This window comes from Marispirochaeta aestuarii (genome assembly GCF_002087085.1).
GTDB classification, from domain to species: Bacteria; Spirochaetota; Spirochaetia; order JC444; family Marispirochaetaceae; genus Marispirochaeta; species Marispirochaeta aestuarii.
This window is the reverse complement of sequence record NZ_MWQY01000011.1, coordinates 1-22,177: the sequence shown is the minus strand read 5'-3', so window position 1 is coordinate 22,177 and position 22,177 is coordinate 1. Positions and strand designations below refer to the sequence as shown.

Here is a 22,177-nt window from a genome sequence, read left to right as displayed (position 1 = left end):
GTACTACAGGATCACCGGATTGACCAGTGATTACGAGGTAGCCGGTATTATTCCGGGCGGTGCAGCTTCAGATTCCTGATCTTCTCGAAGAGGGATTTCAGATATTCGCTTTCCCGGGAATTCAGTCCGGCCCGTTCAACAAGATCCCGGAAGAAGTTCCGCAGCCAGGTACTGTCAGCCAGGGTAAAGAAACCGATGGTCCGGAGTTCCTCCGTTATATTCTCCGCGACAGTCTCTGCTTCCCTGCGGGTTATCCCCGGATCTCCCGGAGTCCCGGAGGCTGCCCCCATGAGGGCCCGCCGCAGGGAATAGCAGACGATCTGCACAGCATGGGACAGATTCAGGGAGGGGAAGGCGAAGTGGCTCTCGATGGATGCGGCGGCACTGCACAGGGCGAGTTCTTCGCTGTCCAGGCCGCTCTGTTCATTGCCGAACACCAGGGAAATCAGTTCGCCGGACTCAAGGACCCGGCGGATAATGCCGGGGGCAATCTCTTCCAGATCATAAAAACGGGTTCTTCTGCGGGAACCGGTACGACGGGTAAATCCGACAGAGAAGCTGGAATCCGCCAGGGCATCGGCAAGGGATGCATACAAACTGGCCTCTTCAAAGACATCATAGGCGCTGAGGGACCAGGTACGGACAATCTCCTTATCCGGTTCCCGTCCATCGGGACGAACCAGGACCAGGGATGTAAAACCCATTGTTTTCATGGCTCTGCAGACCGCACCTATATTGGCATCCCCCTCGGGGCGTACCAGGACAATCTGCATCTGCCGTTCAGGATGTTCCAGAAGCTTCATAGTGTCTTCAACTGGTTTTTTCCAGCCCTCTTTGCAGTGTACATCTCTTCATCGGCAATGCGGATTATATCATCCACAGTTTCAGCCTGATCCGGGGCCATGGCCGCCCCGATGCTGACACTGACGGCCACCCTGCGGCCCTTTATCTCACAGGGCTCCCGGACCGCAGAAAGGATTTTCTGCGCCACCAGGCGCAGGTCTTCCCGGGTATCAACATTCTCCAGAAGAACCACAAACTCGTCTCCCCCCAGCCGGGCAACGCTGTCGCTCTCCCGCAGGTTTTGTTGTATACGCCGGGCTGTTTCCACCAGCAGAATATCCCCCGCTTCATGTCCCGCGCTGTCGTTGAGCTTTTTGAAGTTATCAAGGTCGAGAAACAGCACCGCCAGATGCTGCCGATTACGGCGAACCAGCTTCAGAGCAGTCTCCAGGCGGTCATAAAACAGCCGTCTGGTGGGAAGTCCCGTAAGGGAATCATGCAGGGCAAGGTGTTCTATCATTTTACGGCTCTCCAGCTGGATTACCAGGAAACGGGCGATTATAAGCGAGAAGATAAAGGTTACCAGCAGGGAGGCAAAGTACCCGAGGAGGAGCCCTTTGGCCCGTTCCCACAGCAGCTCCCGATACTCCCCGGCGGGGTAAAAGGAGATCAGCTTCAGCGGATAGCTGCCCCCGGGTTTATGGATGCTCTCCGGGGGGACAGAGGTCCGGTCCAGAACGGGTACGTAGGAAAGCCGCGGATCGATACCCGCGAAGGTGTAGAGTCCCTTATCGAGGAAAAATTGCCCCTGATGTTCGAAGAATATCCGCTGCCAGGCTTTAGGGTAGGTCCAGGCAAAGCCTGTCCGGTTTTTTTCGGCAAACATGAAGCCCCACTCCTTTTCAGGATCAGGTCCCTTCAGACAATAGCCGTGGCCGTTGACCAGCATTACCTGCCTGGAGGGAACAGCGGAAAGGGTATCCACATAGTCAAGGATCTGGTTTCCCGGCATGTTAAGTACAAGCACTCCCCGTTTATTTCCCGCATCGTCGAAGACCGGGGTCCCGATCCGTACCATCGGCCGGTAGGGTATCTCAATTTCGCCGTTTTCCACATTCAGATCCAGCCGGGACAGATAAATCTCCCCCTGCTTGAGCTTTGCGCTCTCCTGATAGTAATAGCGGTGGGCTTTATTCTGCAGGGCATTCTTGCTTTCAACAAAAAAATACCCGTTATATTCATTGATCCGGATACGTTCATTGCCCTGCATGTCCAAAAACCGTACCTGCTCGTACATCCGACGGCTCCGGGCAAAGTTCAGAAGATCGGCTGCGGCGGTTTCGTATTCGGCCTGGTCCTGAAGCCAGGCAATAAGGGTCCTGCTGGAGGAGAGGTACAGGGCATCGGCCCAGAAACTCTGGTAGGAGGAGACAATCTGCTCCGCAGTGTAGGCTATCTCGAGCATCTCCTCCTCACGAATGGAGCGGCTTACCGTTTCCCGGGTCATTCGATGAAAAACCCAGAAGACGGGGGTTGCAATGAGATTAATAAGGAGAAAAACAAACACCCCCCGTAGCACCGTCGCCTTCAGGCGTTCTGAACGGGTAAAGACATGCCGGTTTTGCCTCTTCATCCAGACTCTCCCGTTCTAAAGAGGATACTCCTTCCGCAGACGCTCCACAATCTCGAAGACCGCGGGACATACGGAGAGGTTTTTCCGGGCAATCACAAGGTGTCCCCGCATGTTTTTGACGTTGGTATGAGGATATTCGATGCAGGCCTTCGGCCGAACCTCATAGATTGAGCAGTAGTTGTCTTCCCCTAAAAAGGGGCAGGGGAGCTTCTTCAGGACCCAGTCGTCGTCTTCATCAATCTCCAGGTAGGTCAGGCGAAAGGTCTTGGGATGCATGTTCAAATGTCCGGCTATCCGTTCGATGTCCCGCTTTTTAAAACGCGGACTGATTGTCTTGCAGCAGTTGGCGCAGTCCAGGCAGTCAATATCGGCGAAGACCTCGTCGTGCAGACGCCGGAACATCTCGTCCAGTTTTTTCGGATTTTTATCCCTCAGGCGCCGAAGATACTTGGTCTGGTCCTTTTCGGCCTTCCGGGCCCGTTCCGGAAGGATCCGCAGCAGTCGTTCCATCATATTTCCGATTGTAGCCAATCTTGAGCATAAGAGCCAGATTTACAGAGAAAAATTTGCTTAAAGACTCCTGTTCAAGTAAAATTTAAAAAGACAGGAGACAGAACAATGCGAAACATGAAGATAGGGAGCAAGTTATCCCTCATAGGATCTCTACTCATCATTATACCATTGGCTGCGGTAAGCTTTTTCGCTATTTCAAATTCAACTGATGCAATAAACACCCTGATGGACGAACAGATACTGTCCCGGACCAGGGATATTTCTTCCGGTATTGAAAACACCCTTGAAGCACGACTGAATTTCGTCCAAGGCCTCTCATTCGAGCCTTCTGTAATAGAATCTCTGACAGCGCTATACATGCAAAACGACGAAGAAGCAACTGGGCACCTTGAGCAGGTGAGTCGTCACTTTAACAGCATGATGAAACAGACCGAGTTCAGCGGGCGTTATGTTGCTTTTGTTCTCCTCGATTCCAAGGGGACCGCCGTTGCCGCTACTGACTCAAACGCAGTCGGAATATCTCTTGCGGAACGGGACTATTTCAGGGAATCAATGAAAGGGGAAACGGCGATCAGCAAAGCCTCCTTCGACAAGGTGAACAACGAGGCCTTTATTTCATTAGCCGCACCGGTAAAAAACACCACGGGAAATACCATAGGGGTGATTGCGGGTCTCATGAAAATCGGTTTTCTTTCAGACCTTGTGTCTGCCAGCACTATCGGAGAAACCGGTTATGCATACATAACAGATCGTCAGGGTTTGGTAATCGCCCATCCCGACCCGTCTCTGGTGCTGACGACCAACATCAATTCCCTGGAGGGGATGGAAAGGTACGCAGAGCGTGCAGGAAGCGAGGATCATGCCATTGAACGTTACACCTATAAAGGAGATCCGAAAACCGCAGGATTCTATCATCTTAAAATGACAGACTGGGTAATATCCCTGACAATCAGCAAACGCTGAATACCTGGCTCCGGTGCGGGCGATAAGCACCATGATTGCAATAATCAGTCTTATTTCGATTGTGATCTCTGTTATTATCTATATTCTGTTTGCCCGCAGTATATCCAAACCAATACAGAAGGCGGTAGGATTTTCCCAGGCGATTGCTCAAGGCGACCTGACGGTCTCCCTGAACATAAACCGGGGGGATGAGATCGGCATCCTCGCCTCGGCCCTGGCGGAGATGGTGCAGTACCTGAACAAGATTGTCAGCGATGTAAAAACCGCCGCCCAGTATGTCTCTTCAGGCAGCCGGGAGCTCTCCACTTCCGCCCAGCAGCTCTCCCAGGGGGCCACGGAACAGGCCTCCTCCGCCGAAGAAGTCTCGGCTTCCATGGAGGAGATGGATTCCAGCATCAAGCAGAACAGCGACAATGCCGTCAGTACCGATGCCATAGCCCAGCAGGCCGCCCGTGAAGCTGCCGAAAGCGGAGAATCTGTTCACCAGACAGTGGAGGCAATGCGGGAGATATCGGAAAAGATCACCATTATCGAGGATATCGCCCGGCAGACCAACATGCTCGCTCTAAACGCGGCCATAGAGGCGGCCCGGGCCGGAGAAGCCGGAAAAGGCTTTGCCGTTGTAGCTTCGGAGGTGCGGAAACTTGCGGAGCGGAGCCAGACGGCCGCGGGAAGCATAACGGAGCTTTCGGCTTCCAGCGTGGATACGGCTGAAGCTACAGGGACCAAAATCGCGGGGCTGGTAAAAAGCATCCAGAAAACCGCCGACCTGATCCAGGAGATCAACGCCGCCAGCCGGGAACAGTCCATGGGAGCGGATCAGATAAACTCGGCGATCATGCAGCTTGACCAGGTGATTCAGCAGAACGCATCGGCGTCGGAAGAACTGGCGTCGACAGCGGAAGAGCTGTCGAGCCAGTCGGACCATTTGATGGAAACCATGAGTTTTTTCAAAACCAGCCGGAAGGTCCCGCTTTTATCGGAACAGGGAGGCTTTGAAGAGGATGATGATTAACCCTCGGGGGTTTCTACGGTGTACTTCTCTTTAAGTTCCTGAACATAGGCGGTCACCGCCTCCTGCTCCTTTTCCTGGCGCAGGTAGGTTTCAATGGCGTCCCGGGCATCCTCAAAGGATAAAGTGCCCCCCTCGCTGCGGTCGGTAAGCTTGATGATATGAAAACCGAACTCGGTGCGGATTATGTCGCTGACCCCGCCGGGTTCCAGGGCGAAGGCGGTGTCTTCAAAAATCTGCACCATGCTACCCCGCTGAAAACTGCCAAGGTCCCCTCCCCGGGGGGCACTGGGCCCTTCAGAGTACTCCCTGGCAAGTTCGGCAAAATCCTCCCCCGCGGCGACCCGGGCGGCGATCTCTTCCATTCTGCCATAGGCTTCCGCCTCCTCGGCCTCATCGGCGTCCTCGTCGACCTCGATCAGGATATGGGAGGCGGTCACCGACTCTTCCGTTGCGAAGTATTCGGGATTCTCGTCATAAAAAGCCTGCATTTCTTCTTCACCGAGCTCTATCTTCGAGGAAATCTCCTCTTCCAGAAAAGCCTGCAGCGTCATGATCTCGGCCATTTCCGCCTTGAACATCTCTTCCGTATAACCCCGCTGGGAAAGGGCCTGGGCAAAGGCCTCGTCGGTGGGGAAGTTGGTCTTTATGGAGGCAAACTCGGTTTCAAACTTTTCCTGGTCAAGTTCGACGCCGGAGATCTGCGCTTCGTGGAGCAGGAGCTTTCGCTCCACCATCTGGGTCAGCACCGCCTCCCGCAGCTGGGCCTTCTGTTCCTCGGATACCTTCATCCCCTGGGCTTCATACTGGCTTACCGTTTTCTGAACCTCCCTGTCCAGCTCATCGGCGGTAATCTTCAGACTGGAAGAGGCGCCCCCATTACCGGAACAGGCTGCCAGAAAGACAAAAGCCGCGAGAACCGAAAATATTATCAATGTATATCGTTTCATCCACAATCCTTCCCGGGGAGAGAAGTATCGTTAAGCGTCTCCCCAGGACCTTTAATGTAACAGGTTCTCTCTCCTTCGGCTACGTCAAATGCATTGAACAAGGCCCGGCATTAGGCTACAACTAAAAATTCATGAATATCCTCTCAATAGACAACATCGGTATGAGCATGGGGGGCAAGCCCCTCTTCTCCGGTCTTTCCTTCGGGGTCGATTCGGGAGAAAAGACTGCCCTCATCGGCATAAACGGCAGCGGCAAGTCCACCCTGCTCAGGATACTGGCGGGGGACCTTAAGCCCTCCTCCGGGGAACTCGTGGTTAACAGCGCAGCCCGGATTGCCTACCAGCCCCAGGTCCCCTTTTACAGCCCCGAGGAGACCGTGGCGGACCACATCTTCCGGCAGGACAATCCTCTTCTGAATATAGTACGACAATACGAACAGGCCGCCGAGGCCATCAGCAAAAACCACGGCAGAGAGGAAGAGGCCGCCTTGAGTGCCGCCACGGAACTGATGGATGCCAGGGATGCCTGGGAGACGGAGGCACGGATCCGCTCAGTCCTGCAGGAGCTGGGAATCACGGACCTTTCTCTTCCCATGGGGAGTCTCTCGGGGGGAATGATAAAAAAGATTTCCCTGGCCCAGGCCCTGGCGGGAGAAAAAGACCTGCTTATTCTCGACGAGCCGACCAACCATCTGGATATCGATACCATCCTCTGGCTTCAGGACTATCTGGAAAAGACAGAGGCAGCCCTGCTGCTGGTGACCCACGACCGCTATTTTCTCGACTCCGTGGCGACCAGGATCTACGAACTGGAGGACCAGAGCCTCTACCGTTACGACGGAAACTACAGCTACTACATGGAAAAACGGCAGGAAAGGCTGGCAGCCCGGGCGCGGCAGAAGGAGCGCAGCGAATCAATTCTGCGCCGGGAACTGGAATGGCTGAAGCGCGGACCCAAGGCAAGGACAGGAAAAGACAAAAAACGGACCGAACGGATCATCAACCTGATGGACCGGGACGAAGCGGAGGCCCAGTCCCTGCGGGAGTTCAGCGTAAACCATCGCAGGCTGGGGAAAAAGGTGCTGGAGATAAAAAACTTAAGCAAGTCCTTCGACGGCCGGCCGGTTTTCAAGGCTTTCACTTATTCCTTTAAACGGGGGGAACGAATCGGCCTGGTAGGCCCCAACGGAAGCGGCAAAACAACCCTGCTCCGGCTGATCACCGGGGAAGTGGAACCCGACGAAGGGTGGACCGACCGGGGCATCAATACCCGTTTCGGCTATTTCGACCAGATGTCCGAGGAGCTCGATGAAAAGCAGACTGTGGTGGGATTTCTGAAGGAGTATGCCGAGGTAATCCGAAAGCAGAATGGTCAGCCGAAGGAGATTACCCGCTTACTGGAGGAGTTCAGCTTTCCCAGAGAAAAATGGTATACCACGATTAAACGCCTATCCGGAGGGGAGCGAAGACGGCTGCAGCTTTTGAAGGTTCTGCTGCCGGACCCGAATTTCCTGATTTTTGACGAACCCACCAACGACCTGGACATTCAGACCCTGTCACTTCTGGAGGACTTTCTGGGCAGTTTTGAAGGCTGCCTGCTGATTGTCTCCCACGACCGCTACTTCCTTGACCGCAGCGTCGATTTTCTCCTGGTTCTGGACAGCCAGGGAAGAATAAACGGCTTTGCCGGGAGCTATTCAGAATACCTGGAGTTCAGGAAAGAGCAGGAAAGGAGCGGACAGCCGGAAAAAAGAGTGCCCCCCAGGGAACGCCCGGTACAGCGGGAAGAGAAACGGAGATTGAGTTTCCGGGAACAGAAGGAGTTTGCCGAGCTCATGCCCGCCATCGAGAAGCTGGAAAAGGAGAAATCAGAGATAGAAGCGGCTTTCAGCAATCCCGAAACACCCCCGGATCGGCACGGAAAACTCAAGCTCCGTTACAACGAGGTCAAGCATCTGATCGACGAGAAGACCCGGCGCTGGGAGGAACTTGCTGATCATGCCCAGGTTCTGTGAACGCCGGGAGATAGAGATGGAAGCATCCCCCGGGGCCGCTTTCGGCATAGATGGCCCCCTGGTTATTCAGAACAATAGCCTGGGCCATGGCCAGGCCAAGACCGGACCCGTCCTTTTTCGTGGTGTAATAGGGATCGAAGATATGAGGAAGCTTATCCACCGGGATCCCCGGGCCGGTGTCGGTAAAACATGCGTGAACGTAGGTTCCGGGATTCAGACTCAGTTTATTGCCGCTGCTTAAACGGATATTCTCCGCCTTCACGATAATCCTTCCCCCCTCCGGCATAGCCTGAAGGGCATTAACCAGCAGATTGTTGACAACCTGGGTGATCTGTGCGGGATCAACAAAGATATTCCACAAATCATCCGTCATTTCCATGCGCGCTTCTATCTGAGAATCCCCGAGAAAGATACCCGCAGCCTGCTCCACCATGCTTTTCAGAGAGACAGCCTCCGCTTCGGGACAGCTTTTCCGGGAGAGATTGTTCAACTGCCTGGTCAGATCCCGGGCCTGATCCAGGGCGGACTCAATCTGTTTAAGATATTCCGCGATCAGGGGGTCCCGGTTCTCAAGAACCGCCAGGGAGAGATTTCCCACAATGGCGCTCAACAGGTTATTGAAATCATGGGATACTCCACCGGCCAGAAGCTCCAGGGATTCCATGCGTTCGCTTCGGGTGGCCTGTAACTCGGCTATCTTTCGCTCGGTAATGTCCCGCAAAACCACTACCCGTCCCAGAGAAGGCAGACGCCTGTCCTGAATCGGTACGATGGACAGTTCGAAACTGCGCTGTTCTCCCCGGATATACAGCTCCGTCTCGCATTCGATATCATAAATATCCTTGAAACCGCTGATGATCTCACGGTTTGAAAGACTCAGATCCAGAATAGGATGTCCGAGAATATCCTCCTGATTCTGTCTGAACAGATAGCTTGCCGCCGGGTTTACTTCGATAATCCGGTTTTCATGATCCAGGACCAGGATAACCTCCCGCAGATTGTCCAGAATGAGCTGGTGAGTTATGGGAACAAAATCGACCACCCTGTAGCGGAGAATAACATACAGGAACAGAGCCCCGGAAAAGGAGAAACTCACGGGAGTAAGATCAATAAACTGCATTGGCCCGGTTAAACGGAAAAGATGCAGAACATTACCCAGAAGGGGCACAAAAAGCGCGACAATCAGCAGCACCACGCTGCCGGTCATCTTCTCCTCCCCGGAAACCAGCATCCGGATCAGGATAAAAGCCCCGGTAAGCAAGAGTCCATAGGAATAGATGGTGTGAAACCAGAAAACCGGTCCGTAATCATGCTGAATAAAGACCATATTCTCAACGGGAATAATCCGCACATCAGAAAAAAAGAAGTGATGAAGCGGTTCTATCCACACAACGAACTGATTGAGGGCGGGTATAATCAGGAGCAGCGGCAAAAGCCGCAGAAGACGCTGCTTCGGCATGGTACCGGTAAAGGACATGGTAAACAGCAGAAAAAAGACCGGCGCAAAGGCAATACCGAAGTACTTGAGTTTGGAGAAAAAGACAATCAGGGGAAAGGCCCGGGCGGATATTTCCAGAAGATAGGCCCCGGACCATTCGAATATCGCCAGCATGAGGAGCAGCAGAAAAACCGCGTAATAGCGATCGGATTTGAGAAGGGACACAATAAAAACGGTGAAGGAAACGATAAAAGACAGGAGAATCGGAAGTTGTGGCAGGCTTAGATGAAATTCCATTCTACCCTTTATGGAAACAATACTGCATGCAGTGCAAATTGTTGCCGTTCTCAGAAAGTCTGACTATCTTTTCATGAAGCATACAGTGCAGTAAACGAAAACACAAGAGGAATCATTATGGCAGACAAGAAAGGCTGTTGGGACAACGAGGACTGCGACCACGGTCCCCAGAAGGACAAACCCTTTTTCGAAAAACATCGCTTTACCTTCGGCTATTTTGTCGCTGTTCTTCTTGGGCTGATGATTTTCAACGCCCTTATCGGGCAGAATGTGCAGAATCACCGTACAATCCCCTACAGCGAGTTTAAAGAGAGAATCCGCGACGGAGAAATTACCCGCGTCGAAATGGGGGGAAACTACTATCTCGGCATGACTGACCGGCCGGAGGAACCGCAGGAACAATCGTCTTTTGTCTATCGTACAGTACCCGTGGATGATCCGGGTTTCGTTCCCCTGCTGGAAGAAAAGGGGATCAATTATTATGCGGTAATCCAGCAGGAACCGGCTCTGCTCAACCTGATACTTGGCTGGCTGCTTCCCCTGGTTGTCCTGGTTCTCCTCTGGCGCTTCATGTTCAAGCGTATGGGAGATATGGGCAGCAACGTTATGTCCTTCGGAAAAAATAAATCCATTATCGTTGCGGAAGGTTCCACCGGGGTCACCTTCGAGGACGTGGCCGGAGCAGACGAAGCGAAGGAGGAACTCGTCGAAGTGGTGGACTTCCTGAAAGTTCCCGACAAATACCTGGACATCGGCGGAAAAATCCCCAAAGGGATTCTTCTTGTCGGCCCCCCGGGGACGGGAAAAACCCTCCTTGCCAGAGCAGTGGCCGGAAACGCGGGGGTACCCTTTTTTCGCATGAGCGGTGCCGACTTTGTGGAAATGTTCGTCGGCGTCGGGGCTGCCAGGGTGCGTGACCTCTTCAAGCAGGCCCGTACAAAAGCCCCCTGTATCATCTTTATCGACGAACTGGACGCCATCGGCAAATCCCGGGTAAACGCCATGGGGGGCAACGATGAGCGGGAGACAACCCTGAACCAGCTTCTGGTGGAGATGGACGGATTCGATGCCGCCTCGGGGGTTATTATTCTTGCGGCCACCAACCGGCCGGAAATTCTGGACCCGGCCCTGCTCAGACCCGGGCGCTTTGACCGGCAGGTACTGGTCGACCGGCCTGATGTCCACGGACGGGAACAAATTCTGAGGATACACAGCAAGAACGTCAAACTGGCGGAGAACGTCGACCTGGAGGAGATCGCCCGTATGACCCCCGGCTTCGTCGGGGCGGACCTGGCGAATATCGTCAACGAGGCCGCCCTGCTGGCGGTGCGCCGGGGACGCCGGACAATTATCACCGGGGATTTCAAGGAGGCCATCGAAAAGGTCGTTGCGGGACTTGAGAAAAAGAGCAAGCTCATAAATCCCCAGGAACGCCGTACCGTGGCATACCACGAGACCGGGCATGCCCTGGTGGCAGCCTTTACCCCCGGATCGGACCCTGTCTCCAAGATATCCATCGTTCCCCGGGGATTCGGCGCCCTGGGATACACCCTCCAGACACCCACGGAAGACCGTTACCTGCTGACCCAGGAGGAGCTGCTGGGTAAAATTGACGTCCTCCTGGGGGGCAGGGCCGCTGAAGAGCTGAGCTTCGGCATGGTCTCCACCGGCGCGGCCAACGATCTGAGCCGGGCCACGGACATCAGCCGCAGCATGATTACCGAATACGGTATGAGTGAGCGCTTCAAGAACGTCGCCCTCTCAAAACGCTCCGCACCGATGCTGGGAACCCGGGATCCCTTCCTGCAGAGAGAATACGCCGAATCGACCCAGAGCTACATCGATGAGGAGATCTCCCGTATGATAAACGAGCGTTATCGGCAGGTGAAAAACTTCCTGGATGAAAAGCGGGATCTTTTGGAAAAGGTTACTGCACAGCTGCTGGAAAAAGAGGTGCTCGAACGGGAGGAGTTCTTCCGCCTCATCGGCAGAGAGTCCGGAGTCCCGTCAGAGCAGGGGGAACCCGGCCAGGTTTAGGGCCGATTCGGTTTTTACTGCTCCATCAGGATCCTCGAGGGCGTAGTATTCTCCGCTTGTCCGGTCAAAACGGTATCCCGCTCCCCACTCTTCATAGTTGGACCGGAGCTCCCGTAAAGCTCCGAGCAGGTAGTCGAGTTCGGCATCGGTCATGGTAGGATGCAGGGATATCCGCACCCAGCCCGGCTTGTGGCTGAGATTCCCCGAGTCGATTTCCCGGGTGATTGTCCGGGAGAGCTCCCTGCTCACGTGGAGCAGAAAATGGCCGTAGGTCCCGGCGCAGGAGCAGCCTCCCCGGGACTGAATACCGTAATAGTCGTTCAAAAGCCGCACAAGCAGATTGTGATGCAGCCCCTCCATGTAAAATGAAATAACTCCTATCCTCGGTTTGTCGTTATCTGCCAGGATGTGAAGACCGGGTATTGTACGCATCTCTTTCATGGCTCTGCCCACGAGTTCCTCTTCCCTGGCTTTTATCCTCGCCGGATCCATCTCCTCCTTCAGGCGTACAGCCAGAGCTGCCCGAATGGCCTGCAGGAAACCGGGGGTTCCCCCGTCTTCCCGGGCTTCGATATCCGTAACGTAGCTGCGCTCTCCCCAGCGATTGGTCCAGGTTACAGTCCCGCCTCCGGGATTGTCAGGCACCAGATTATGGTAGATCCCGGAGTTGAAGACCATGACTCCCGAGCTCCCAGGACCACCCAGAAATTTGTGGGGGGAGAAGAAGACCCCGTCCAGGTAGCCCAGGGGATCGTTTGCGGGGTGCATATCCATGGGTACGTAAGGGGCGGAGGCCGCGAAATCGACAAAGGCCAGCCCGCCGTGGCGGTGCATTATCCTGGCAAGCTCCCGGTAGGGCGGGAAGAGTCCGGTAACATTCGAGCAGGCGGAAAAGGCGCCTATCTTCAGGGGACGGCGGGCATAGCGTTCAAGTTCCCGTTCCAGAGCCGCCGGATCGACCTCCAGCTTATCGTCCGGGGGCAGCACGACAACCTCCGCCTCGGTCTCCAGCCAGGAGATGTGGTTGGAGTGGTGTTCCATGTGGGTAACGAAAACCACCGGACACTCATCGTCGCAGGCCCCCCCGGCGTGCCGTTCGGGAAGCCCCCGGCTCAGGTCCCGGAATCGCTCGGGGTAACGGATGCCGAGGATACGCTGCAGCTTGTTTACAACTGCGGTCATTCCCGCGCCTGCGGTTATGATCACATCCTCAGGTCCGGCGTTAACGTGGCGCTTCAGGATGCTGTGGGCCTCCCGGTAGGCGGCGGTCATGGCACGGCCGGTGGTGGAGGACTCGGAATGGGTATTCCCCACAAGGGGGCCGATTTCGTTCCGGATACGGTCCTCGATGGGGCCGTAGAGCCGACCCGAGGCTATCCAGTCGGCGTATACCAGGGGACGGCTCCCCCGGGGAGTATCGATCCGGGTGTCTATGCCGATGATGCCCTTCCGGAAAGAGCTGAACCACTCCTCCAGATTAGCTGTTTCTTCCACTGTCACTCTCCGCGAAGGACCTGAGGGTCCGTATCTCTTCAGCCCAGCGTTCGGGCTCGATGGTCTCAAGAATAAGGGGGATACCATCGGTCCGAGGGTCCCGCATGATATTGCGGAAACCTTCCCAGCCGATATTTCCCTCCCCCAGGCTGGCGTGCCGATCTACCCTGCTGCCGAAGGCAGATTTGGCGTCGTTCAGGTGCATCCCCTTGAGCCGGGAGAACCCGACTGTATCATCAAAATCGGACATGGTCTTCCCGTAGGCTTCCGGACTGCGAAAATCATAGCCGGCAGCGAAGGCATGGCAGGTGTCGAGACAGACCCCCACCCGTTCCTTTGTATCAACCAGTTCAATCAGCCGGGCCAGGTGTTCAAAGCGGTAACCCACCGCGCTTCCCTGGCCGGAGGTATTCTCTATTACCAGGACGGCGCTGCCGGTCCGTTCCATGGCCTGGTTCATGGAATCGGCTATCAGCTTCAGGCACTCATCTTCATCCACCTCGTTGAGACCGCTTCCGGGATGAAAATTCAGAAGGGAAAGCCCCAGCTGCTCCACCCGATGAAGTTCATCCACAAAGGCATCGAGGCTTTTCTGACGCTTTTCAGGATCAGGGTTTCCCAGGTTGATCAGGTAGGAGTCGTGGGGCAGCACCTGTTCAGGACTGATTCCCGAATCCTTCAGCGCCTCCCTGAAAGCGGTGATCTCCTTCTCCGTCAGGGGTTTCGACTTCCACTGACGCTGGTTCTTAGTAAACAGGGCAAAGGCATTGGCGCCTATCTCCAGGGCGTTTGCAGGGGCATTGAAGACACCTCCTGCGGCGCTGACATGGGCTCCTATAAATTTCACCTAATTCTCTCTCCTCTCCTCAGAAATATAGCGTACCGTTGTCCACAGTATCCCCTGGTCCAGCCGGATCTTCCGCCATCCGAAACCCCGGTGGTCCACGGCAAAGCTCCGGGCCTCCTGATCGATCTGTACGAAGATCGACGGGGTAATAAAGACCCTCAGATTCCCCATCATAACAGACTTTTCCACGTGATAGTGACCGCAGAAAACCGTCACCCGGGCCCGTGATTCCGCCAGGAGAGGACCAACCCTGCCGCTGTTCAGCAGGGGATACTTGAGGTCCATGTAGTAGACCCCTGACAGAACCGGAGGATGGTGCATGAATATCAGGAGCTCCCCGTTTCCGGCTGCGGCGAGTTCCTTTTCCAGATACACTATCTGGTCTTCCGAGAGACTGTCGTCTGCGGTATCAAGAAAGAGGACCCTTCTGCCTTCCAGATCGCGGCTGAAATAGTATCGGCCCTCGACAAGCCGGTTCTCCAGGCCGAAAACCTGTGCCATTAGGCTTGTGTCATCGTGGTTTCCGGGAATAAGCAGATAGGGAATCCCCTGCATCTCGAGTCGTTCCCGGATCCAGAGATAGACGGACCTGCTGCCTTCCCGGTAACAGAGATCTCCCCCCAGAACCAGCAGCTCAGGCTCGTGGGAAGTGAGGTCCTCAAGGACACGGACAAACCGCGACCTTACATCGACATCGTAGGGGTATTCTCCCTCCCCGGCGATATGCAGGTCCGTAATATGCGCTATAAGCATCAGGTCCCCGGAATCATCACGGGAAGGGATCCCTCCGTAGAGCCTTCGGCGAATCAAGCACTTCCTTCCAGATGATCACCTTCTGCAGGGCACTGCGCCTGCGCGGTGAGGAAACAACCCTGGGCTGTTCGGGTTTCAGCTCGGAGAGGGGTCTTTTCTCCTGGTCCCACTGATATTCCTGCCCCAAAGGCATCGTATCTTCAGACTCCCCGCCTTCGTTTTCCAGCATTTCCTCTTCAAATACGGAAACAGGTTCCGCCGGGGTTTCCGGGATTATTATTTCCTGCCGTACATCCCCGGGAACCTTGGTCCCGGGGGATGCCTTCTTCCTGTCTGTTTCGAAAAAAGAATCATCAATCAGTTTGGAGAAGATCTCCTTCGACCAGCTCTTTTTCGGCTCCGGGGAGCTTTTGGAGACAGCTTCAGGGGTCTTTCCGACAGCCGTTTTTACGCCGCTTCTTTTCCTGCGCTTTCTGTCCGCCGCCCGGGCGGCCATGATCCTCGGTAGAATCCAGATGACGAGAAAAATGAGAAGGGTAATAAGAAGCTCGAAAAGTTCACCGAATCTCATGGCGGGACCTGTCCTTTTTCAGCACTATTCGGGCCGGGAATCTTCGCCGCCGATGGATTCCCTCATCTGGGTATCCGCCTGAATATTCTTTATCCGGTAGTAATCCATTACGCCGAGATTTCCGCTCTTGAAGGCTTCTGCAATGGCTTTGGGAATCTCCGCCTCCGCCAGCACTACCTTGGCACGGTTTTCCTGAACCAGGGCAACCATCTCCTGCTCCCGGGCCTGGGCCGCCGCCCGCCGCTGCTCCGCCACTGCCTGGAAGCGCCGTTTGTCCGCCTCCGCCTGGTCGGCCTGCAGCTTGGCACCAACGTTGGAGCCCACATCCACATCGGCAATATCGATGGAGAGAATCTCGAAGGCGGTCCCCGCATCCAGCCCCTTTCCCAGTACGGTCTTGGATATCTGGTCCGGGTTTTCAAGCACATGGGCGTAGGTCTCGGAAGAACCGATGGTGGTAACGATTCCTTCCCCGACCCTGGCCACGATGGTCTCCTCCTTGGCGCCTCCGATCAGCCGCTCCAGGTTGGCCCGCACGGTTACCCGGGCCTTTGCCCTGAGCTGTATGCCGTCCTTGGCCACCGCGTCGATGGTGGTCTTGCCGGTTTCCGGATTCGGACAGTCGATTACCTTGGGGTTGACGCTGGTTTTAACCGCCTCCAGGACGTCCCTTCCCGCCAGATCGATGGCGGCGGCCCGGTCAAAGCTCAAGGGAATGTCCGCCTTCAGGGCGGCGATCAGGGCCTTGCTTACCCGGATAACATCGCCGCCGGCCAGGAAATGGGTCTCCAGCAGGTCAGAGTGGACATCGATACCGCCCTTGGACAGCATAATGCGGGAGTCCACTATGGTGGAGATCTTTACCCTCCTGATCCACATACCGATGAGCCTTCCCATGCCCACGTAGGCACCGGAAAGGAGGGCCCGGAACCAGAGCCCGAAGAATTTGAGAAAAACCGCCAGCAGGGCGAGAATGACCAGGCCCAGCACAACGTAAATTACCAGTATCATGTTTGTTGCTCCTTATGCATGTTTGTATTTTCCTCAGGTCCCGCCGCTTCGACGAAGACCCTGTTACCTTCTATTCTGATAATACGAATAGGGCAGTCCTTATCCAGAAACTCCCCGTCGGTAAGGACCGAAACCCTTTTGTCCCCAAAGACTCCCGTACCGGCGGGCCGCAGGAAGGTCAGCGCACGCCCTTCGACCCCGGCTTCAAGGGATGGCTGTTCCCCGGCAGAATCCCTGTTTCCACCCGGCGGTCCCGGAGAGAGTATCAGCCGACGCCCCATGAAGCTTCGCGGGAAATGCTTCCAGTAGGCGATAATTATGGTCGGTACAATAACGAGATTGGCGAAAAGAAAAATAAATCCGTAAAGAGAGCCGGATTCCCGAAAGACCATTACTATGGAAACAATAATTGCCCCCATCCCTCCTAACCCGATCAGACCGGCGGAGGGAATAAAAAACTCGGCTATTATGGCTATAATCCCTACCAGGGACAAAACCAGGGGAATAATCATGCCTTCCGCTCCCTGACGACGATCCGGCTGCCCCAAACCTCGAGAACCTCGACCCGGGTCCCGGCCTCAAGGAACTCTCCCTGGGTCTGGACACTGACGCGCCGGCCGGATATGCGGGCTGTCCCGGCGGGACGCAGCTCGGAGATCGCTTCTCCCTGATCTCCGGTGCGAATTAAACCTCCCGGAGTCTCAGCTTCAGGGCTTGTATCCGCGCCGGCTGCAACTGCAGAAGAACCGGATCCGGCGGGGCCCAGCACGAGGCGACGGAAAATTCCGGTCCGCGGGACGACAAAAAGGGTAAGCCCGAAGATGGTAAAGGAACCAAGGAAAATCAGCCCTATCCGGGCAGCGTTCTTCAGCAGGATATCCGTCTGCCAGGAAAACTCAGGGACTATGAAATCCTGCTGGGAAAAGATCAGCGCCGCGGCAATGCAGACAATTCCGCCGATCCCCGCAGCTCCGAAACCGGGAATAATAAAGATCTCCACCGCCAGCAGGGCAATCCCCACCAGAAGCAGAATCAGCTCAAAAGAGTCGAAGTATCCTATCAATGCACTTCCCAGAAACACTACCGAGTATGCCAGGATCGCCACGGTACCGGGAATACCGAAACCGGGGGAGGTTATCTCCAGGTAGGTAGCCACCAGGCCGATTAGCATCAGGAGGCTGACCACACCCGCGGAGGTAATAAAAATGACGAAACGGTCAAAGGGATCGTAGGTCTGGTATTCCAGGGCTTTCCCGTCGTGACCCAGGAGGACTGCCAGCCCGTCAACATCGGCAACGGTACCGGAGGAGATACCGTACTTTTCCATCTGCCCCGCAGTAAGGGTCAGGAGCTTCTCCTTTTCCACCAGGACAAGGCCCTCTTCGAAGGAGCGACCCTCCTTTTCCGCCTGGCGCTTCAACTGGGGAAGTTCTTCACCCGTTACCAGCTGTAGCTCCCCGTCGACAGAGATTTCCTGCAGTACAATATCCGCATCCACCATGGCCAGCGCCACCCCCACAGGGTAGCCGTTCTTCTCCGCCAGGGCCGCGAGCTGGGTCCGGACCGCGCTGACACTCTTTTCCGGGGCCATCTCCATTCCCTCGGCGGTCTGGTACACCGGTGCCGCCGCACCGATGGAGGTGCCGGGAGCCATGTATATTTCCGAGCAGGCAAAGGAGATCAGCGCACCGGCGGACCAGCTTACCCCCAGTCCCTCCGCAGCGGCGGGGACAAAGGCCACCGTCCTTGCATTGTCAACCGCGCCGATCAGGGTCGCAATCTGCAGGGCCGAGTCAACCCTGCCGCCAAAGGTGTTGATTCGAAAGATAATCGTGTCAGCCCCGGCGTTTTTAGCCTGCTGGATACCCCGGCGAATAAAAATCACCGTGGAGGCCTCGATGTCACCCTCGATGGGAACAACCCAGGCCCCTTCAGCCGCCAGGGAAAAACTAAGGAAAACAAACAGCAATACCGTAAACAGGAGCGTTTTTTTCATCAAGTGCAGCACCGCCTACTAGAAAGGTACCAAGGAGGGGTGGTTTGTCAAGAAAAATTCCTTTTCCGATGTAAACATTTCATAGTGTTTCGAACTGTGGGGATAAAACCGTTGTGGTGATCGTGAACTACCGTAATTTGAGGAAAAAAACTTAATACGGTATAAATAAGCAGATAATCCTCTACCAGAAAATACTTTGATCGATGTCCATCCCCACGGTTCGGAACAGTATTTACATATTTCCCTTAAAAGGAGCATAAAAAGCTGCTATACTCCTTGCATGCTTCGGGACAAACGGGATTCCGTGGATTTTAAATATACCGACCATGAATCAGGGGTAGCCGTGATGAGCGTGCTGTCCAGTTCCCACGTCTTTCCCAAGCACTCCCACGAAACCTACTACATTCTAGGGCTGATTGAGAATGGAGCAACCTACTGTTACGGACCTGAGCGGGAGGACAGCCTGGCCTCTCCCGGCAGTTTCTTCGTTATCAATCCGGGGCAGGTCCATTCCGGCGTCCCCGTCTCCGGCTCCCGGGTGAGCTACCGGATGCTCTCCATCAACGCAAAACGATTCTGCTCCCTGGCGGAAGAGATTGAGGAGGGGATCCCGAGCCCCCCGGAGTTTCCCCTTACCTTTCAGGCCTCCCCTCTGGAGCAATCCCGGCTTATCCGGGCCTACAGCGGTATTACCGACAGGATCAGTCCTCTGGGCAAAGAGGAGCTCCTCTACGAGCTGACCGCTCTTCTCCTGCCCAGGGCCGAACGCAAAAAGGCGTTGAAACTGCCTCCCTTTGTGGAACATCCCGGCCTGAAGAGGGGCGCAGAACTTCTGCGGGGAGATCTGGAGGAGAAACTCAGCCTTGCCGGAATTGCGTCGGAAGCAGGCATGAGCCCCTATCATTTTATCCGTTCCTTTAAAAAGGCCTACGGACTCTCACCCCACGTCTACCGTACCCAGCAGAGGATCGGCATTGCGAAGAGACTGCTCAGATCAGGCAGTTCCCTGACGGATACCGCCCTGGCACTGGGTTTCTACGATCAGAGCCATTTTTCAAATACCTTCCACGCCTATACGGGAATCTCCCCCTCCGCCTACAGGAAAGGTACCCTGGATTAAAGCGCAAGGGCACCTCTAAAATCTACTCTTTTCCCATATCCTGCGTCGTCAAGATTTGTCGCGATCCGCAACTCTTGTCGCTACATGAATTTACAGGCACTACAAAATCTTCCTTTTTGACTATGGAAAAAATGCCACGGTTTTAGCGATACCCGCAATATTTTCCAAGCTCAAAAAGATCTTTTTTGCTATAGTAGCGTCATGAACACAAAGGTATCCACATCTCTGCCCTATCTTGCCCTCACCGGGGCGGTTCTTCTCTGGGCAGGCTCATTTATCGCCATGCGCATTGCCGTCGCGGTAATTCCTCCGGGGCTGGTTGTCTGGCTCAGGATGGCTATAACCCTGCTCATCCTGCTGCCCTTTTATCGAATCTTCATAAGTTCTGGTTTTCAAACCAGGGACCTCTACTATCTGCTTCCCATGGTGCTGCTGCAGCCCTGCCTCTATTTTCTCTGCGAGTCCACCGCCCTTACCCTGACCACAGCCAGTCAGGCGGGGATAATCTCCTCCATTGTTCCGATTCTGGTTGCCCTGGGGGCCATGCTCTTTTTAAAGGAGCCCATGAGTCCCCGACAATGGCTCGCCCTGGCCCTGAGCGTTGCCGGGGTTGTGGGGCTTACCCTGGGGGGGAACGAGGACTCCGCCGGTTCCGCGGCGAATCCCATGCTGGGAAACGTCCTCGAGTTTCTGGCAATGGTAATGGCGGCGGGGAATTTTATCCTCATAAAGCACCTTTCCGGGCGCTACAGCACCTGGTCCCTGACGGCCTACCAGATTCTTGCGGGCTTCTTCTTTTTTCTTCCCGCTGCCGCAGGGCTGCCTGCTCTTCCCTTTCAGGTCTGGACAGGACCGGTACTGGTATCGGTTCTTTTTCTGGGGGTATTCGTTACCTTCGGGGGCTTCGGCCTCTACAACTACGGTCAGAGGAACGTGCCGGCCGCCAGGGCTTCCCTGTTTATCAATCTTATCCCCGTGGTTACCGCTTTTCTCGGCTGGATGATCCTCGCCGAAACCCTCTCCCCGGTCCAGATCATCAGCGGTGTGGTGGTAATCAGCGCGGTCAGGATAGGATCGAACCCGCGGCTCAAGCCCAAACCGGCTGCCGCTTGACCATTACATCGGGCATTCGTACTGTTTAACAGTCAGAAATAACGACAAGGACGGATTATCATGAGTAATCAGAGTGTACCTTTTACAAAAGAACAGATTGAAAGAATTATCGATACCTACCCCACTCCTTTCCACATCTACGACGAAAAGGCCATACGGGAGAATGCCCGCAGGTTTTACAAGGCCTTCGACTGGGTCCCCGGGGGGTTCAGGAACTACTTCGCCGTCAAGGCATTGCCGAATCCCCGGATCATACAGATCCTCAGGGAAGAGGGCATGGGGACCGACTGCTCCTCCCTGCCAGAGCTGGTACTCTCCGAAATGGCCGGAATAAGCGGAGAGGAGGTCATGTTCACCTCCAACGATACCCCGGCAACAGAGTACGTCAGGGCAAAAGAACTGGGTGCGGTAATCAACCTGGACGACATCTCCCACATCGACTATCTGCAGGAAAATGCCGGGATTCCGGAGCTGATCTGCTTCCGCTATAATCCCGGGGAGCTCAAGAGCGGCAACGACATTATCGGAAAACCCACGGAGGCCAAATACGGCTTTACCAGGGACCAGCTCTTCGAAGGCTACAAGAAGGTCCGGGATCTGGGGGCAAAGCGCTTTGCCCTTCACACTATGGTGGCATCCAACGAGCTGAACCCCGATTATTTTATCGAAACCGCAGGGCTCCTCTTCGACACCGCAGTGGAACTCAAAAAGGAACTTGGAATCGAGCTGGAGTTCGTCAATCTCGGCGGCGGCATAGGGATTCCCTACCGGCCGGAGGAAAAACCGGTTGATCTGGAATACGTATCGGAGGGAATACGAAAACGATACGAAAAAACCATTAAACCTGCTGGCCTTGATGGGATGCGCATCGTAATGGAATGCGGCCGCATGGTCACCGGCCCTTACGGCTGGCTTGTTACGAAAGTGCTCCATCGCAAGGAGACCTACAAGACCTTCATCGGCCTCGATTCCTCCATGGCCAACCTGATGCGTCCTGCCCTCTACGGTGCCTATCACCATATTACAGTCCTTGGAAAAGAGGACGCTCCCGCGACCTTTATCGCGGACATTACCGGCAGTCTCTGCGAAAACAACGACAAGTTCGCCATTGACCGGAAAATCCCGGAGGTGGAGATCGGGGACATACTGGCCATCCACAACACCGGGGCCCACGGCCATGCCATGGGCTTCAACTACAACGCCAAGCTTCGTTCCGCTGAACTGCTGCTTAAAGAGGACGGCTCCGTGGAACTGATCCGCAGAGCTGAGACGGTGGAGGATTATCTGGCGACCCTTGTGTAGTGTTCGGAACCGTGGGGATGAACTGAAGCAAACTCCTTGTTCTACTGGTATTTAGCAGTAGAACCACTGAAAAAAAGGAGTTTTTATAATGTTTCATCCCCCCTTCTGTCCCAACAAGGAGTGCAGGAACCATCATCTATCCACAAAAACTGCTGCCTGGTATGTAAGAAACGGCAGCTATTTTTCCCGGCTTTTCGGCAGGATTCAGCGCTTTCGGTGCCTTCACTGCGGTGTCGGCTTCTCTTCCCAGACCTTCAGCCTCGATATTTTCGTAAAGAAAAAAGTCCCCTATTGGAGGATATTCTCACACCTTATTACCTCCTCCGGCA

At 55.0% G+C, this 22,177-nt stretch carries 19 protein-coding genes and 1 pseudogene; 8 read left to right on the top strand and 12 right to left on the bottom strand.

Annotated elements, in window-relative coordinates:
• Positions 1-47: 47 nt before the first annotated feature.
• Genes B4O97_RS10800 through B4O97_RS10790 form a run of 3 tightly spaced genes read right to left on the bottom strand, consistent with a single transcriptional unit; the run spans position 48 to position 2,926 of the window.
• Positions 48-803: an RNA methyltransferase gene (locus tag B4O97_RS10800; protein ID WP_083050754.1), complete on the bottom strand. Its 756-nt coding sequence runs from the start codon at positions 801-803 to the stop codon at positions 48-50.
• The gene (locus B4O97_RS10795; protein ID WP_083050753.1) at positions 800-2,416 is read right to left on the bottom strand and encodes a sensor domain-containing diguanylate cyclase; all 1,617 of its coding nucleotides are present in this window, start codon (positions 2,414-2,416) and stop codon (positions 800-802) included. The genes B4O97_RS10800 and B4O97_RS10795 overlap by 4 nt, the downstream gene beginning before the upstream one ends.
• A 15-nt stretch (positions 2,417-2,431) precedes the next feature.
• On the bottom strand, positions 2,432-2,926 hold the full coding sequence (locus tag B4O97_RS10790; protein ID WP_083050751.1) for a YkgJ family cysteine cluster protein: 495 nt from the start codon (positions 2,924-2,926) through the stop codon (positions 2,432-2,434).
• A gap of 108 nt (positions 2,927-3,034) precedes the next feature.
• On the opposite strand from B4O97_RS10790, the gene B4O97_RS10785 reads away from it, so the two are divergent.
• Both B4O97_RS10785 and B4O97_RS10780 read left to right on the top strand, forming a co-directional pair.
• Positions 3,035-3,892, top strand: coding sequence for a cache domain-containing protein (locus B4O97_RS10785; RefSeq protein WP_083050750.1), 858 nt, complete (start codon positions 3,035-3,037; stop codon positions 3,890-3,892).
• A 31-nt stretch (positions 3,893-3,923) separates the two neighbouring features.
• Positions 3,924-4,907 carry a methyl-accepting chemotaxis protein gene (locus B4O97_RS10780; protein WP_083050748.1) on the top strand — a complete coding sequence of 328 codons (984 nt, stop codon included), beginning with the start codon at positions 3,924-3,926 and terminating at the stop codon, positions 4,905-4,907.
• On the opposite strand, the gene B4O97_RS10775 is transcribed toward B4O97_RS10780, so the two are convergent.
• Positions 4,904-5,854 carry a peptidylprolyl isomerase gene (locus B4O97_RS10775; protein ID WP_083050747.1) on the bottom strand — a complete coding sequence of 317 codons (951 nt, stop codon included), beginning with the start codon at positions 5,852-5,854 and terminating at the stop codon, positions 4,904-4,906. The two genes, B4O97_RS10780 and B4O97_RS10775, sit on opposite strands and share 4 nt — an antisense overlap.
• Positions 5,855-5,985: 131 nt before the next feature.
• Between B4O97_RS10775 and B4O97_RS10770 the strand changes: the two genes are divergently transcribed.
• Positions 5,986-7,869 carry an ABC-F family ATP-binding cassette domain-containing protein gene (locus tag B4O97_RS10770; RefSeq protein WP_083050745.1) on the top strand — a complete coding sequence of 628 codons (1,884 nt, stop codon included), beginning with the start codon at positions 5,986-5,988 and terminating at the stop codon, positions 7,867-7,869.
• On the opposite strand, the gene B4O97_RS10765 is transcribed toward B4O97_RS10770, so the two are convergent.
• A complete protein-coding gene (locus B4O97_RS10765; RefSeq protein ID WP_083050743.1) occupies positions 7,802-9,604 on the bottom strand; it encodes a histidine kinase N-terminal 7TM domain-containing protein in 1,803 nt (600 codons plus the stop codon). The genes B4O97_RS10770 and B4O97_RS10765 overlap by 68 nt on opposite strands.
• 117 nt (positions 9,605-9,721) lie before the next feature.
• Between B4O97_RS10765 and ftsH the strand changes: the two genes are divergently transcribed.
• Entirely contained in the window at positions 9,722-11,641 is a 1,920-nt protein-coding gene (gene ftsH / locus B4O97_RS10760) for an ATP-dependent zinc metalloprotease FtsH (protein ID WP_096348883.1), read from the top strand.
• Here ftsH and B4O97_RS10755 read toward each other — a convergent pair.
• From B4O97_RS10755 to B4O97_RS10725, 7 genes are read right to left on the bottom strand one after another with little or no spacing between them, the layout of a single operon-like run.
• A complete protein-coding gene (locus B4O97_RS10755) occupies positions 11,612-13,135 on the bottom strand; it encodes an aminotransferase class V-fold PLP-dependent enzyme (RefSeq protein WP_233143016.1) in 1,524 nt (507 codons plus the stop codon). The two genes, ftsH and B4O97_RS10755, sit on opposite strands and share 30 nt — an antisense overlap.
• Complete coding sequence (nfo, locus tag B4O97_RS10750) at positions 13,119-13,982, bottom strand: deoxyribonuclease IV (protein WP_083050738.1); 864 nt, start codon at positions 13,980-13,982, stop codon at positions 13,119-13,121. The genes B4O97_RS10755 and nfo overlap by 17 nt, the downstream gene beginning before the upstream one ends.
• A complete protein-coding gene (locus B4O97_RS10745) occupies positions 13,983-14,792 on the bottom strand; it encodes a metallophosphoesterase (RefSeq protein ID WP_143305648.1) in 810 nt (269 codons plus the stop codon).
• A complete protein-coding gene (locus B4O97_RS10740; RefSeq protein WP_083050735.1) occupies positions 14,752-15,306 on the bottom strand; it encodes a hypothetical protein in 555 nt (184 codons plus the stop codon). Before B4O97_RS10740 ends, B4O97_RS10745 begins: the two co-directional genes overlap by 41 nt.
• 24 nt (positions 15,307-15,330) lie before the next feature.
• Positions 15,331-16,317, bottom strand: coding sequence for a flotillin-like protein FloA (gene floA, locus B4O97_RS10735; RefSeq protein ID WP_083050734.1), 987 nt, complete (start codon positions 16,315-16,317; stop codon positions 15,331-15,333).
• On the bottom strand, positions 16,314-16,829 hold the full coding sequence (locus B4O97_RS10730; protein ID WP_083050732.1) for an NfeD family protein: 516 nt from the start codon (positions 16,827-16,829) through the stop codon (positions 16,314-16,316). The genes floA and B4O97_RS10730 overlap by 4 nt, the downstream gene beginning before the upstream one ends.
• On the bottom strand, positions 16,826-18,313 hold the full coding sequence (locus B4O97_RS10725) for an NfeD family protein (protein WP_083050731.1): 1,488 nt from the start codon (positions 18,311-18,313) through the stop codon (positions 16,826-16,828). Before B4O97_RS10725 ends, B4O97_RS10730 begins: the two co-directional genes overlap by 4 nt.
• 304 nt (positions 18,314-18,617) lie before the next feature.
• Between B4O97_RS10725 and B4O97_RS10720 the strand changes: the two genes are divergently transcribed.
• From B4O97_RS10720 to B4O97_RS10705, 4 genes and pseudogenes are all read left to right on the top strand, one after another.
• A complete protein-coding gene (locus B4O97_RS10720) occupies positions 18,618-19,433 on the top strand; it encodes an AraC family transcriptional regulator (RefSeq protein WP_158084259.1) in 816 nt (271 codons plus the stop codon).
• A gap of 201 nt (positions 19,434-19,634) precedes the next feature.
• Entirely contained in the window at positions 19,635-20,546 is a 912-nt protein-coding gene (locus B4O97_RS10715) for a DMT family transporter (protein WP_083050728.1), read from the top strand.
• Positions 20,547-20,606: 60 nt separating this feature from the next.
• On the top strand, positions 20,607-21,848 hold the full coding sequence (locus B4O97_RS10710; protein ID WP_083050726.1) for a diaminopimelate decarboxylase family protein: 1,242 nt from the start codon (positions 20,607-20,609) through the stop codon (positions 21,846-21,848).
• An 88-nt stretch (positions 21,849-21,936) separates the two neighbouring features.
• A pseudogene (locus B4O97_RS10705) lies at positions 21,937-22,177 on the top strand (hypothetical protein); the annotation flags it as partial.

What these genes read in the sequence shown, in the direction of transcription:
- B4O97_RS10800 (WP_083050754.1), bottom strand. Translation starts at nt 803, where the DNA reads ATGAAGCTTCTGGAACATCCTGAACGGCAGATGCAGATTGTCCTGGTA.
- B4O97_RS10795 (WP_083050753.1), bottom strand. Translation starts at nt 2,416, where the DNA reads ATGAAGAGGCAAAACCGGCATGTCTTTACCCGTTCAGAACGCCTGAAG.
- B4O97_RS10790 (WP_083050751.1), bottom strand. Translation starts at nt 2,926, where the DNA reads ATGGAACGACTGCTGCGGATCCTTCCGGAACGGGCCCGGAAGGCCGAA.
- B4O97_RS10785 (WP_083050750.1), top strand. Translation starts at nt 3,035, where the DNA reads ATGCGAAACATGAAGATAGGGAGCAAGTTATCCCTCATAGGATCTCTA.
- B4O97_RS10780 (WP_083050748.1), top strand. Translation starts at nt 3,924, where the DNA reads ATGATTGCAATAATCAGTCTTATTTCGATTGTGATCTCTGTTATTATC.
- B4O97_RS10775 (WP_083050747.1), bottom strand. Translation starts at nt 5,854, where the DNA reads ATGAAACGATATACATTGATAATATTTTCGGTTCTCGCGGCTTTTGTC.
- B4O97_RS10770 (WP_083050745.1), top strand. Translation starts at nt 5,986, where the DNA reads ATGAATATCCTCTCAATAGACAACATCGGTATGAGCATGGGGGGCAAG.
- B4O97_RS10765 (WP_083050743.1), bottom strand. Translation starts at nt 9,604, where the DNA reads ATGGAATTTCATCTAAGCCTGCCACAACTTCCGATTCTCCTGTCTTTT.
- ftsH (WP_096348883.1), top strand. Translation starts at nt 9,722, where the DNA reads ATGGCAGACAAGAAAGGCTGTTGGGACAACGAGGACTGCGACCACGGT.
- B4O97_RS10740 (WP_083050735.1), bottom strand. Translation starts at nt 15,306, where the DNA reads ATGAGATTCGGTGAACTTTTCGAGCTTCTTATTACCCTTCTCATTTTT.
- floA (WP_083050734.1), bottom strand. Translation starts at nt 16,317, where the DNA reads ATGATACTGGTAATTTACGTTGTGCTGGGCCTGGTCATTCTCGCCCTG.
- B4O97_RS10730 (WP_083050732.1), bottom strand. Translation starts at nt 16,829, where the DNA reads ATGATTATTCCCCTGGTTTTGTCCCTGGTAGGGATTATAGCCATAATA.
- B4O97_RS10725 (WP_083050731.1), bottom strand. Translation starts at nt 18,313, where the DNA reads ATGAAAAAAACGCTCCTGTTTACGGTATTGCTGTTTGTTTTCCTTAGT.
- B4O97_RS10715 (WP_083050728.1), top strand. Translation starts at nt 19,635, where the DNA reads ATGAACACAAAGGTATCCACATCTCTGCCCTATCTTGCCCTCACCGGG.
- B4O97_RS10710 (WP_083050726.1), top strand. Translation starts at nt 20,607, where the DNA reads ATGAGTAATCAGAGTGTACCTTTTACAAAAGAACAGATTGAAAGAATT.